This window comes from Candidatus Sodalis sp. SoCistrobi, assembly GCF_900143145.1.
In the GTDB taxonomy this organism is placed as follows: Bacteria; Pseudomonadota; Gammaproteobacteria; order Enterobacterales; family Enterobacteriaceae; genus SoCistrobi.
The window spans coordinates 1-13,497 of sequence record NZ_FRDB01000064.1; the positions used below are offsets into that span (position 1 = coordinate 1).

Consider the following 13,497-nt stretch of genomic DNA (forward strand, 5'->3'; position numbering starts at 1 on the left):
TGCTCATGCTGAGTTTCCAGCACTAGATTAACTGCCCGTTCACGGACTTCCGGAGAGTAACGTTTGGTCGTTGTCATAGAGACCTCCACTTTTAAAGTATAGACTCTAATTTATCCGGGGTGATTCAATCCCCGAAATAATACAGCCGTTGACGCCCAGTCTGGCGTTGCGGCGCAGCAGCATCGGCCACAGCGCCACCCGCGGCGCTTCAGCGCTGGGGGGCGCCATCGGGGCGAACAGCTCACCACCAGACTGACCGCCCACGGCAGCACCGCCGTCACGGCGGTGGCCACGCCGCTTAACAGCAACTGCCCGACCACGGTGCCCAAATAGTAAACCATCATATAGGCCGCTAACAGCTGGCCGCGGGTATGAAGGGTACCGCTGCGCATCAGCGCGCTTTCCACTACCACCCAAATCAGCGCGCAGGCGACGCCGGCCAGAAAGCGCAGGACCAGCCAGCTGTGGAACCCGTGCGCCAGCCCCAGCCCCGCGGTCGCCAGCGCGAACAGCACGCAGGCCGCATGGTAACTGCGGGTGAAACCCAGCCGCTTAATCAGTAGCCCGGCCAGCAGCGTACCGGCCAGATTACCGGTAAAGTAGGACGAACTGACCAGTCCGACCTGCCAGGTGGGCAGCGAAGCATGGCTGAGCCAAAGCGGCACCAGCGTGTTGAGTACAGCGATGGAAATCGTCAATAACAAAAGCCCCGCGAGCAATAATAGCACCGGGCGAGAATAGGCGGACATGGTATGGGAGACGCAGCCTCAGAGAAGAGATTGCGCGCATCATGCCACCACGGCGTAAAAAGTCAATCGGCCGCGTCTGGACAGCGCATTTTTTGCGCCAGCGCAGACGCAGATAAGCGGCTTGATCGCGCGCAAAAAAAACGCGCCACATTGGGCGCGTAGCACGTGCTTACGGCCGCTTAGCCGATATGGGTCAGGCCCTTCATATAGGGCTGCAGTACCGCCGGTATGGCGATGCGCCCGTCGGCCAGCTGATGGTTTTCCAGCACCGCCACCAGCGTACGGCCCACCGCCAGACCGGAACCGTTCAGCGTATGTACCAGCTGCGGTTTTTTGTCCGTCCGGCTGCGGTAACGCGCCTGCATGCGCCGCGCCTGGAAATCGCCGATGTTGGAGCACGAGGAGATTTCGCGATAGGTATTTTGCGCCGGCAGCCATACTTCCAAATCGTAGGTTTTACAGGAGGCAAAACCCATATCGCCGGTGCACAGCAGCACTTTGCGGTACGGCAGTTGCAGCAATTGCAGTACCTTTTCGGCATGGCCGGTCATCTCTTCCAGCGCCTGCATCGACTGCGCCGGTTTCACCACCTGCACCATTTCCACTTTGTCGAACTGGTGCATGCGAATAAGCCCGCGGGTATCGCGCCCGTAAGAGCCGGCCTCGGAGCGGAAACACGGGGTGTGGGCGGTCATCTTCAGCGGCAGCGCGTCTTCCTCGATGATCTCGTCGCGCATCAGGTTGGTCAGCGGCACTTCCGCGGTCGGGATCAGCGCATAAGCGCTGGTGTCCGCTTCTTCGCTCAGCGGCTGGGTATGGAACAGATCTTCGGCGAACTTGGGTAACTGGCCGGTGCCGTACAGCGAAGCATGGTTAACCAGATAAGGCAGATAATGCTCCAGATAGCCGTGCTGTTCGGTATGCAAGTCCAGCATGAACTGGGCCAGCGCGCGGTGCAGACGGGCTATCTGACCACGCATCACCACAAAGCGCGCACCGGTCAGCTTGACCGCTGCGGCAAAATCGAGTTCGCCCGCGATTTCACCCAGTTCCACATGGTCGCGGATGGGGAAATCGTACTGACGGGGTTCGCCCCAGCGCGACACTTCCCGGTTGTCGTTTTCGTCCCGGCCGTCGGGCACGTCATCGTCGGGAATATTGGGCAGCGAGAGCGCGTAGTCGCGGATCTCGCTCTGCAGGGCGTCCAGCTCGGTTTTGGCGGCGCTTAAGCGCTCACCAAGCTGATTGACCTCCTGGCGCAGTGGCTCGATGTCTTCCCCGCGGGATTTCGCGGCGCCGATCGCTTTGGAGCGGGCATTGCGTTCAGCCTGCAGATTCTCGGTTTCCACCTGAAGCACTTTGCGGCGCTCCTCCTGCTGGCGCAAGGTCGCCACATCCAGTTTAAATTTTCTGCGAGCCAATTTTTCGGCGACTGCGTCGAGCTCATTACGCAGTAGATTGGGATCGAGCATGCTAGTCCTGTGCTTATGATTATCTGATGTACGTTTACGGCCGCGCGGCGCCCCGGGCGGGGGTCGCGTCATGAATTCAGCACTGCTAACCTTACCGCAACGGCCTGGTTATCGGTAGCGTTTTGTCGGGCTATTTTGATCCAGCGCGTCAAGCCAGGCGAGCTTTTCGCCGATTTTGCCCTCCAGGCCGCGCGAGCTGGGATGATAGTAGCGGGTGTGCGCCATTTCCGGCGGGAAATAGTCCTCACCGGCGGCGTAGGCGTTGGGTTCATCATGGGCATAGCGGTACTCGGCCCCTAATCCCATGTCTTTCATCAGCCTGGTGGGGGCGTTACGCAAATGCGCCGGCACATCATAATCCGCCTTTTCGCGCGCATCGCGCATCGCCGCTTTAAACGCGGTATATACCGCATTACTTTTCGGCGCGCAGGCCAGATAGACAATCGCCTGAGCGATGGCCCGCTCACCCTCAGCCGGCCCCACGCGGGTAAAACAATCCCAGGCGGCGATAGCCACCTGCATGGCGCGCGGATCGGCGTTGCCCACATCTTCGGAGGCGATAGCCAGCAATCGACGCGCGACGTACAGCGGATCGCCGCCGGCGGTAATAATCCGCGCATACCAGTAGAGCGCCCCATCGGGCGACGATCCGCGCACCGATTTATGCAGCGCCGAAATCAAGTCGTAGTAACGATCGCCTTTGTTATCAAAGCGCGCGTTGCGCTCGCCGGCTAACTCATTTAGCAGCGCGGGAGTCAGCACCCGTTGGCCCTCGGCATCGGTTTCCGCCATGTCCGCCATCATTTCCAGACTGTTGAGCGCCCGCCGCGCATCGCCGTTCACCCACGCCGCCAACAGCTGGCGGGTCTCCGGCTGCAACACGATATTTTGCCCGCCGTAGCCGCGTTGGCTGTCCTGCATCGCCTGGTCGAGCACCAGGCCGATATCCTCAGCCGTTAAGCCTTTTAGCAAATAGACCTTGGCGCGGGAAAGCAGCGCCGAATTCAGTTCAAAGGAGGGATTTTCGGTCGTGGCGCCGATAAAGGTGATGGTGCCCTCTTCAATATGCGGTAAAAAAGCGTCCTGCTGGCTTTTATTGAAACGATGGACCTCATCGACAAACAGGATGGTGCGCCGCCCGGCATCGCGATTCAGGCGCGCCCGTTCGATGGCCTCGCGGATTTCCTTAATGCCGGACGTCACCGCCGACAGGCGCTCTACGTCGGCCTGGCCGTAGCGCGCAATCAATTCCGCCAGGGTAGTCTTGCCGGTCCCCGGCGGTCCCCACAAAATCATCGAATGGAGCTGGCCGTTTTTAATAGCCCGCGGCAGCGGTTTGTCCGCCGCCAGCAAGTGACTCTGACCGATATACTCCTCAAGCGTTGACGGACGCATACGCGCCGCCAGCGGTTGAAATGCATTTTGCGAAAAGTCCAGGGACAGGTTACCCATAGTTACCTCACTGGCGCTGGTCGTCCAGCGTCACGCCTTTCGGCAGCGTAAAGTGAAATTTGGCATCCTCCACCGGGCCGTTCTTCTGGCTTTTAAGCTGATAGGCGCTGCGCTGGCCATCTTGCTCGACGGCGGTAAAACCGGTAATGGTGCCATTGGCGGTGACGTTAATCGTAAATTGCTTCAGGTTGCCGTTATCGGCTTTCGGCACCAGCGAAAAACTGTCGCCCTGCTGCTTCACATTATACTGACCCCAGTCGGCGGCGCTGTTGCGAGTGATTAACATGAACGGCGTGTTGCCGGTGGCGTTTTTCAGCCAGTTGGCGGTCGCCTGTTCGACAAAAGGATTGTAAAACCACAGGGTTTTGCCATCGGACACCAGCACGCTTTCATCCGGCGCGGTCATATGCCAGTTGAACAGATTTGGCCGTTTTATCCACAATTCGCCCTCGCCCTCCTGCACCGCGCCGCCTTCGGCGCCGGTCACCCGCTGGGTAAAGCTGGCATGGAAACTGTTGACCTGATTCAGACGGCTTTGCAGCACGTTGGCATCGTCGGCAAACGCCGGGGCCGCCAGCACGGCGGCAAATAGACAAGCGGTCATCAACCGTTTTTTCATTATTGGCATTCCTTGAGAAAGTGAGCCCGCGCGCTCCCGTCCGAGGCGCGGTGACAGAATTAACTTTATCGGAAGATAAGCGGGACGCCATAGGAATATCCTCTGAAACGTCCCGGTTTACGCATCTTTGCACGGTGGCGCCCGGCGAGAGGCGCTTACTCCTGTGACGGCGGGGACAACACTTCACGGTTGCCGTTGTGGCCCGGCGGGCTGACAATGCCCTGCAATTCCATTTGCTCGACGATCCGGGCGGCGCGGTTGTAACCGATGCGGAACTGACGCTGCACGCCGGAGATCGACGCGCGGCGCTTGTCGATAACGAACGCCACCGCCTGATCGAACAGCGGATCCAGCTCCTCGTCGCCGTCAAGACCGGCGGCGGCGCCCTCGCCCTCATCGCCGGCGCTGGTGATACTGTCGATATAGTGCGGCCGACCGCGGGCTTTCCAGTCGCTGACCACCGCATGCACCTCTTCATCGCGCACAAAGGCGCCATGAACGCGCACCGGCAGCGAGGAGTTGGGCGCCAGATAGAGCATATCCCCCATGCCGAGCAGCGACTCGGCGCCGGCCTGGTCGAGAATGGTACGGGAATCGATTTTGCTGGAAACGGTAAAGGCGATGCGCGTCGGGATGTTGGCCTTGATAAGACCGGTGATAACGTCCACCGACGGCCGCTGCGTCGCCAGCACCAAATGAATACCGGCGGCGCGCGCTTTCTGCGCCAGACGGGCAATCAGCTCTTCCACTTTCTTGCCTACCGCCATCATCAGATCGGCGAACTCATCCACCATCACCACGATATAGGGCAGCTTTTCCAGCACCGGCGGCGCCTCCGCCATGCCATCGCCGGGCTTCCAGAACGGGTCCGGCACCGGCCGGCCCATGGCGTCCGCCTGCTCAATACGTTCGTTATAACCCGCCAGATTGCGCACGCCGAGCGCCGACATCAGCTTATAGCGCCGCTCCATTTCGCCCACGCACCAGCGCAGCGCGTTGGCGGCGTCCTTCATGTCGGTGACCACTTCGGTCAGCAGATGGGGAATGCCTTCATACACCGACAATTCAAGCATTTTCGGGTCAATCATGATAAAGCGCACTTCTTTCGGCGTCGCTTTATACAGGATACTGAGGATCATGGCATTGACCCCCACCGATTTCCCGGAGCCGGTGGTCCCCGCCACCAGCAAATGCGGCATTTTGCCCAGATCGGCAATCACCGGCTGGCCGCCGATATCTTTGCCCAGCACCAGCGCCAGCGGCGAGCGGGTTTCGCGGAATTTTTCGCAATCGAGCACTTCGCGCAGATAGACCGTCTGGCGACGCTTATTGGGCAACTCCAAACCGACGTAAGGTTTACCGGGGATCACTTCCACTACCCGCACCGCCATCGCCGATAACGAGCGCGCCAAATCGCGAGACAGATTGGAAATGCGCGCCGCTTTTACGCCGGGCGCCAGATCCAGCTCGAAGCGCGTAATGACCGGCCCCGGCGAAATGCCGACGACTTCCGCCTTGACGCGATAGTCGGCCAGGCGGGCTTCCACCAGGCGCGCCGTCTGCTCCAGGGCGAACATGTCCACCGGCTCTTCTTCTCGCGGCGGTGGGGTCAGCAGATCCATGGTCGGCAGCGGCGTGGACGGTTTTTGCAGCGGCTGTTCCTGACGCATCAGGAACGGATGGATCAGGCTGTCCATTGCCGGCGTCTGCGGCGCGGGCTGGCCGAAGGGATTATCCTGCGGCGCGCGCGAAGCCGCACCGTAGCCCTGCGACACGCCGTCGTCGTCAGCGCCATCATTGTGGTGCCAGGGGGCCTCGTCGTCCTGCCAGTCGGCGTCCTCGCTCGGGTTGGCGGCGGAGGGCGCATCATCAGCGGCGCGCGCTGGCGCAAACCGCGCTTCCTGCGCCGCAAAATCATCCTGCCGTTGGCTGTCCATGCCTGCCATCGGCGCAATACCCGCCGCACGGCGGCCGTCGATATCGGCCGCCGGCGACAGCGGCGAGGCGCCGCCGTGAGAATAACCGCCCTGCGCCGCCGGCGCGTCGCCGGGATAGCGCTGCAGCTGCTGATGGGCAAAATCCTCCGCCAGGCGCTGCTGCTGCTCCCACGCGGCTTGTTCTTCCGGTGAGGCGAACGCCGGCCTCGGCATGGCATCGGCTAAGAACGCGTCAGCGTCCTGCGCCGTCAGCGGACGCGCGTCGAAGCCCTCTGCCGGCGCCAGTGAATCAGCCTGCAGACCGTCCTGGGGCGACCGCTGCTGCGAGGGGATTTTGATGCCGTACGAGGCCAGTTCACGCCGCGTCGGGATACGCACCGGATTCGGGCGCGGCAGTTCAGGTCCAATACCTTGTTTTACCTGAGGATTGTAGTCATTGCCGCTGGCGGAAAATGCCGGCATAAAGGTCAACGGCGTGCCCCCTTGGCCCGCAGCGGCGGCCGAGGCACCCGCCGCCAGCGCACCGCTGTTTTGCTGCGCGACGGTGAAGTCATAGGGGGTGTGCGGGGCATCAGGATCCCGTGGCCAGTCCCCCCTACGCGCTCCCTCATCCTCCGCGGCCAAGGCCTGCGGACTGGCCGCCGCGCCGGGCAATTCAAACCGGTAATGCGGCACCTCGCCGGCCTGCGCCGGCGGCAGGGAAGCAGACGGCGCAGGCTCGGCCCAGGCGCCCTCGGGGGGATAATTCACCCGCGCGCCGTCGGCGAGAGGATCGCCGGCAATGACCTGACCCGCTAAAGCGGATGGGATAGCGCCCGGGGCTGCCGCCACACCCAAAGGGGCCGTCGCGCCTGAGGGAGCACCGGCGAAAGCGCCTGGATGCGCCGTGCCCTGCCCAGAGGCGTCAGGCCGCGCGTTGTGCGGGTAAGCGGTCGCGCCCTGGCCGGCGAGCGGGGTCGCTTCTGCCCCTTGGCCGGCCTGCGCCAGCTCGCTGTGGCGTGCGGCAACCGCTGCGGCCGAGGGCCGCAGCAGCGGATCGGGATTTGCCTCCTGCGTCGCGTACGGGCGCAGCAGCGGGTCGTCGTCCTGCTCACCGGCGCCCAGACGAACATCCTTCGCCGCTTCGGGGTGCGCCCGGCGGTCACCGTCATGCTCATCATCGTCACGCCGGCTGCGGTTGGAGATAAAGGTGGCACAGCCAAGCACCACCGCGCCGATTTTCTCGACGATGGTCAGCCACGACCAGCCGGTGAACAGGGTCAATCCCGATGCCCAGACGCACAGCAGCGCCAGAGTGGCGCCGATACCGTTGAACCACGGCAGAATGGCATTGCTCAGCAGACTACCGATAACGCCGCCGGAGGCGAAATAGTACAGATCGTCCACATTTAGCGCGGCCAGGCCGCAGGAGGTCAGCAGCAGTGCCAGGCTACCGATAAGCCGCAGCGACAGACCGAATAAATCCACATAGTCACGCCTGTCGCGCTGGGCAAAGGCGCTCCAGCAAAAGAACAGCATGATGGGCGGCAGCGCATAGGCCAACACGCCGAAGGTGAAAAACAGGGTATCGGCAAACCATGCCCCTACCCCGCCGCCCAGATTATGGATAGGGCCATGCCAGGCGGTCTGTGACCAGCTCGGATCGGAGGGGCTGAAACTGACCAGCGCCACCATCAAGTAAAACGCAAAAATACCCACTACAACCAGCACAGCCTCCAGTAGCCGGCGGCCGCTGCTGAGTTTTTTGAGGGCGATCTCTTTATCTTCTGTATATTCCTGGCTCAAGAAAGGCTCTCCAGGTTCCTGTTAACCGATATAATAACAGCGCCGAGGTGCTGTCCGGCGCTGGGACTGTATGAATTCACAGGAGTGTAACCAAAACAAACCGAATTTGCACCTGGAATGCTCCTTAACGCGTCTTTATGACCAGACGATTACTCTGTTTCACTTCTTCCATGACCACATAGGTCCGGGTGTCGTTCACGCCGGGCAGACGCAGCAGCGTCTCACCGAGCAGTTTACGATAGGCGGACATATCCGGCACGCGCGTTTTCAACAAATAGTCGAAATCGCCGGAAACCAGATGGCACTCCTGGATTTCCTCCAGCTTTTGCACCGCGGAGTTAAATTGCTCGAACACATCCGGCGCACCGCGGTTGAGGATTATCTCAACAAACACCAGTAACGACGCATCCAGATAATGCGGGTTCAACAGCGCCGTATAGCCCTGGATAAAACCCTGGCGCTCAAGGCGGCGTACGCGTTCAAGACAGGGTGTAGGCGATAGCCCTACCCGCTTTGATAACTCGACATTGGAAATCCGCCCGTCCTTTTGCAGTTCATTCAGGATATTGCGGTCGATACGATCGAGATCTTTCCCCGGGCGCTTTTTATTGTCTACCATCATTAGTGTCTCTCTCAATTCCTTCCCTGTACTTGCCATACCCTCACTAACTTCATTGTGTCAGGGGTTGTCTAAAGACCTGTTATCAGTTTTATTTTAAGGTCAACCTTTTCTGGAACCATTTAGAACCTGTCTGTCAACATACTCAACGGCGCAGGGAGCACGGGACATACCTTTCAGGTCTGTCGCACGCACGGCTTCGCAACCCCCACCGGTGGCCGCCACGGGCGCCAGCCACGGCCTGTTTAAATACCCGTCTAGATGTTTTCGCAAAAGCGCAGCCGATTGTCAAAGTAAAACGTTAAAAATCAGAACAACATACCGGTTGTGACCGACATCCTTTGCCGGGTGGCGGGTTTAGCGCGTTTTTTTACCCGATTATGCCCTGCCGACGGCCTTGATAGCCGCGATTAATTGGAAAAATCGTTAACTACTTTTTGCATCCTTTTTTAACTCTGGTAATTTTCTTACAATGCCCAAGTTAATGAGGCGACGACAACGAGGAAAACATGTCTACGGTGAAACACAGTAAATTACTCATATTGGGTTCAGGGCCGGCGGGTTATACCGCCGCGGTCTATGCCGCGCGCGCCAATCTGAACCCGGTTCTGATCACCGGTATGGAGCAAGGCGGACAGCTAACGACCACCACCGAGGTGGAAAACTGGCCGGGCGACCCCGACGGATTGACCGGCCCGCTGCTGATGGAGCGCATGTACGCCCACGCCACAAAATTCAACACGGAAATCATTTTTGACCACATTACCCAGGTCAATCTGCAGACCCGCCCGTTCCGCCTTGTCGGTGATAGCGGCGAATACACCTGCGATGCTCTTATTATTGCGACCGGCGCCTCGGCGCGCTATCTCGGTCTGCCGTCAGAGGACGCCTATAAAGGGAAAGGGGTTTCCGCCTGCGCCACCTGCGATGGCTTCTTTTACCGTAAGCAGAAAGTGGCGGTGGTCGGCGGCGGCAACACCGCCGTGGAGGAAGCCCTGTACCTGGCCAATATCGCCGAGGAAGTGCATTTAATTCACCGCCGCGACACTTTCCGTTCGGAAAAAATCCTCATCGACCGCCTGATGGACAAGGTCAAAAACGGCAATATTGTGCTGCATACCAACCGTACCCTGGAAGAAGTCCTGGGCGACGAGATGGGCGTCACCGGCGTGCGTCTGAAAGAGGTGGCCGGCAGCGCCCATGAAGACTTGGCGGTCGCCGGGGTCTTTATCGCTATCGGTCACAGTCCCAATACCGCGATTTTCGGCGACCAGTTGGCGCTGCAAAACGGCTACCTGCGCGTGCAGTCCGGTATTAATGGCAACGCGACCGCCACCTCGATTCCGGGCGTGTTCGCGGCCGGCGACGTCATGGACCACAACTACCGCCAGGCGATCACCTCCGCCGGGACCGGCTGTATGGCGGCGCTGGACGCCGAACGTTATCTCGACGGCCTGGCCCAGGCGGGTGCCCTTTGAGATAGCACTATCGCTGCGCGGCAGGGCCGCTGTGTCGCCCCGTTGCCGCCAGGATTGCTCAGGGCGGCCAACGGCCGCCTTTTCTTTGGCCGGCCCCCGCGCATAGTTGCGCGCGCGTGCGCGCTTGGTGCCGGCGTTACGGACGCGGGCTAATTCACCGGCAATGATTTTCACCTCGGCCGCAACAGGGTAAGATGTCGGCGCACCGGCGCTTCAGAGCATGCCGGTCTCGCTTCCCGGCATGGGATTTCCAACGTTAACCGTCTGCCGTTCCGGCTGGAAACAGACTTGCAATGAATAAGAATCGACAACAGATCCTGGTACGCTGGCTCCGATCGCAAAGTAAGCGGGTAAACCGCTGGCTGCGCCTTTCACTGCTGCTCGGCCTGATAAGCGCCGTCATTATCGTCGCACAGGCCTGGGCGCTCGCCGGTTTGCTACAGGCGTTGATCATGGATAACACCCCGCGCGCCAGCCTGACCGGCGACTTTGTCGCCCTGGCGGCGTTGTTCGCGCTGCGCGCGGCGGTCAATTACGCCCGTGAGCGGGTCGGTTTTATCGCCGGCAGTCTGCTGCGTCGCCAAATCCGCGCCCAGGTGCTGGACAGCCTCGCCCGTTTGGGGCCGGCCTGGATCCGCGGCAAGCCCGCCGGTAGCTGGAGCAGCATGTTGCTTGAGCAAATCGAGGATATGCACGATTTCTACGCCCGCTATTTGCCGCAAATGTCGCTGGCGGTGCTGGTGCCGCTGATGATCCTTATCGTGGTGTTTCCCATCAACTGGGCCGCGGGGCTAATTCTGTTTTTGACCGCGCCGTTGATTCCGCTGTTCATGGCGCTGGTCGGCATGGGCGCCGCTGACGCCAACCGCCGTAATTTTTTGGCGCTGGCGCGCCTGTCCGGCTATTTTCTCGATCGGTTGCGCGGGTTGGAAACCCTGCGGCTGTTCTTTCGCGCCGAAGCGGAAACACAAGAGCTCCGCCGCGCTACCGAGGCATTCCGTCAGCGCACCATGGAGGTGTTGCGGCTGGCGTTTCTTTCCTCCGGCGTGTTGGAGTTCTTTGCCTCGATTTCCATTGCCGTGGCGGCGGTGTATTTCGGCTTCTCCTATCTGGGGGAGTTGCATTTTGGCAGCTATGGCACCGGCGTCACGCTTTTTGCCGGCTTTCTGGTGCTGATCCTGGCGCCGGAATTCTTTCAGCCGTTGCGCGATTTGGGCACGTTTTATCACGCCAAAGCCCAGGCGGTAGGCGCTGCGGAATCGTTGGTCTCCTTTTTGGAACATGACGATGAAGCTCAGGGCGCCGGCAGCGAGACGCTGGCACCCGGACCGGTGAGTTTGCTCGCCCGCGATCTGTGGGTGCTGGCGCCGGACGGCAGTGAACTCGCCGGACCGCTGAACTTTTCCCTTTCGGCGGGCCAGCGGGTGGCCATCGTCGGCGCCAGCGGCGCGGGCAAGAGCTCCCTGCTTAGCGTACTGCTGGGGTTTCTGCCCTATCGCGGTTCGCTGCTGGTCAACGGCCGCGAGCTGCGCGCGCTCGCGCCGCGTCTTTGGCATCAACGATTAAGCTGGGTCAGTCAGAGCCCGGCGCTGCCGGCGGTGACGCTACGCGACAATATCCTGCTGGGCGCGCCGGCGGCGGACGACGCGCAATTGAACCAGGCGGTGGAGGATGCCTATGTGGCGGAGTTCCTCGCTGCGTTGCCCGACGGTCTGGATAGCGCCGTCGGCGAAGACGCCGGCCTCCTCTCCGTGGGTCAGGCGCAACGTGTTGCCCTGGCGCGCGCGCTGATCCGCGCCCCCGACCTGCTGTTGCTTGACGAGCCCACCGCCAGTCTTGATGTCCACAGCGAGCGGCTGGTGATGCGCGCGCTGGAAAGCGCCACGCGCCGTCAGACCACATTACTGGTAACGCACCAGCTACAGGCCAGCGCGGATTTCGACGTGGTCTGGGTGATGCACGACGGTGTCATCGCGCAACAGGGCCCCTATGCCGAGCTTGCCGTTAGCGCATAGGTATCTACACATCAGGGAGGAGGCTTAAGAGCAACTCTCGCTAAATGAGTAAGTTCTTCCAGACTATATTCCGATAATAATTTTAGTGTATTCAACAAGATGGATAGGCCAGCGAGCAGAGCAGGAGCGCTCTCTCTGCGGCCTCGCTTTTGCTGTCGTCCTGACAAGCGACATATCAGCTGGCGGGCTGCCGCATTTTCTTCTCCTTCAGCGCGTTGCAGCCGCCATACCAGAACAGCAGCCATACTGGCTATTAACAACCTGCGTAGTACGGCTGGCGCGCTGCGCTGAAGCCATGTTTCTACGTCATGTCCGGCACCTTTCAGCAACTTAAAAAATGATTCAATATTCCAGCGCCAGTAATACCAACGAGCTACTTCCTCGCAGGTGATCTCGCTGCAAACGTTTGTAAGCAGCGTCCAGCGTCCCACCACATTACCGAGATCATCCGTAAGCCGAACAACAACCAATCTGACCGTCAGAGGCTCTCCAGGTTGGATTTTTATGCGGCGGCCGGTTTCTTTATCTTTACGCTTCTGCTGCGCAGCTCGGGTTATGACTATCGAGGTTTCACTGATTTCCATATCAGCTTTTTTCCCTTTCCAGTCTACCTGTCCGCATCCGTTGTATGGCAGAAGAGCAGCAATCTCACCAATTTTCAATGAATTACCTTGCCACTCTGCACCATGTCCTTCTTTTCCTCGGATAAGCCAGCATATTCCTTGAGTACTCAACGTCCGCATATGTCCAATAGAGTCACCCTCTCTATCAATTATATGAATCAGCTTTTTACCTATATTAAGCGATTCCACACGGGCAATATCGGTCGTCAAGGCGTCCATATGTGTCTGCCGTTCGGACAGTCCTTCCGCCAACGTTGAATGACAACCGGTTGCATCGGTAAGTGTCTGAGATAGAGGCGCTATTGGCAAACCCGTGCCAGCATCAACCAGCAAGCTGCTTTGAAGTTCATATCCAACATCGCCACCGTGCGTCATTTTTAAGCGTCCGTATTTGGCATGATGGTAAAGAAATTGTAAACGTGACCAATCATGAACAACGAGAGCGTATGGATGCGGGCTAAGCGAAATTTGCTCAAGTGCTAGCGAAATAATTGGCTCATTGAGTTGACTGAAGCTAATTCGCTTATTATTCAGAAAACGCCAGACAGCTTGGGTAGTTGCGAAAGTTGATTTTTGAGCACTTGCGAGGTCTTTAACCGCAGAAGCAAGAAGAGCCGCGGGCGTCATATGCTGTTTAACCAGCGTCTGATATCGGCGGGTAAGGCGAGAGTCAATCCCGCCAACAGATAGGTTGAAATCATTCTGCAAAGTAATAACAGGTATCACGATAAATGTGTAGATACCTATG

Annotated in this window: 8 protein-coding genes and 1 pseudogene; 2 read left to right on the forward strand and 7 right to left on the reverse strand. The window is 59.6% G+C overall.

Features of this window, described 5'->3' with window-relative positions:
- Positions 1-126: 126 nt before the first annotated feature.
- The 6 genes and pseudogenes from CINSTRO3249_RS06330 to lrp all read right to left on the reverse strand — a co-directional run.
- A pseudogene (locus CINSTRO3249_RS06330) lies at positions 127-749 on the reverse strand (MFS transporter); the annotation flags it as partial.
- 179 nt (positions 750-928) lie between these two features.
- Positions 929-2,221: a serine--tRNA ligase gene (gene serS, locus CINSTRO3249_RS06335; protein ID WP_074012634.1), complete on the reverse strand. Its 1,293-nt coding sequence runs from the start codon at positions 2,219-2,221 to the stop codon at positions 929-931.
- Between the two features lie 108 nt (positions 2,222-2,329).
- Positions 2,330-3,673 (reverse strand): replication-associated recombination protein A, encoded by a 1,344-nt coding sequence (locus CINSTRO3249_RS06340; RefSeq protein ID WP_074012635.1) that lies wholly within the window; start codon positions 3,671-3,673, stop codon positions 2,330-2,332.
- Between the two features lie 7 nt (positions 3,674-3,680).
- On the reverse strand, positions 3,681-4,292 hold the full coding sequence (lolA, locus tag CINSTRO3249_RS06345; protein ID WP_074012636.1) for an outer membrane lipoprotein periplasmic chaperone LolA: 612 nt from the start codon (positions 4,290-4,292) through the stop codon (positions 3,681-3,683).
- A 155-nt stretch (positions 4,293-4,447) separates the two neighbouring features.
- On the reverse strand, positions 4,448-8,014 hold the full coding sequence (locus CINSTRO3249_RS06350; RefSeq protein ID WP_074012637.1) for a DNA translocase FtsK 4TM domain-containing protein: 3,567 nt from the start codon (positions 8,012-8,014) through the stop codon (positions 4,448-4,450).
- Between the two features lie 124 nt (positions 8,015-8,138).
- A complete protein-coding gene (gene lrp, locus CINSTRO3249_RS06355) occupies positions 8,139-8,633 on the reverse strand; it encodes a leucine-responsive transcriptional regulator Lrp (RefSeq protein ID WP_074012640.1) in 495 nt (164 codons plus the stop codon).
- A 509-nt stretch (positions 8,634-9,142) separates the two neighbouring features.
- Between lrp and trxB the strand changes: the two genes are divergently transcribed.
- On the forward strand, positions 9,143-10,111 hold the full coding sequence (gene trxB / locus CINSTRO3249_RS06360; RefSeq protein ID WP_074012638.1) for a thioredoxin-disulfide reductase: 969 nt from the start codon (positions 9,143-9,145) through the stop codon (positions 10,109-10,111).
- Between the two features lie 293 nt (positions 10,112-10,404).
- Positions 10,405-12,126, forward strand: coding sequence for a heme ABC transporter permease/ATP-binding protein CydD (cydD, locus tag CINSTRO3249_RS06365; protein ID WP_074012639.1), 1,722 nt, complete (start codon positions 10,405-10,407; stop codon positions 12,124-12,126).
- An 11-nt stretch (positions 12,127-12,137) separates the two neighbouring features.
- Here the strand turns inward: cydD and CINSTRO3249_RS06370 are convergent.
- A partial coding sequence (locus CINSTRO3249_RS06370; RefSeq protein ID WP_254304262.1) for a flagellar biosynthesis protein FlhF occupies positions 12,138-13,497 on the reverse strand: 1,360 nt, incomplete at its 5' end.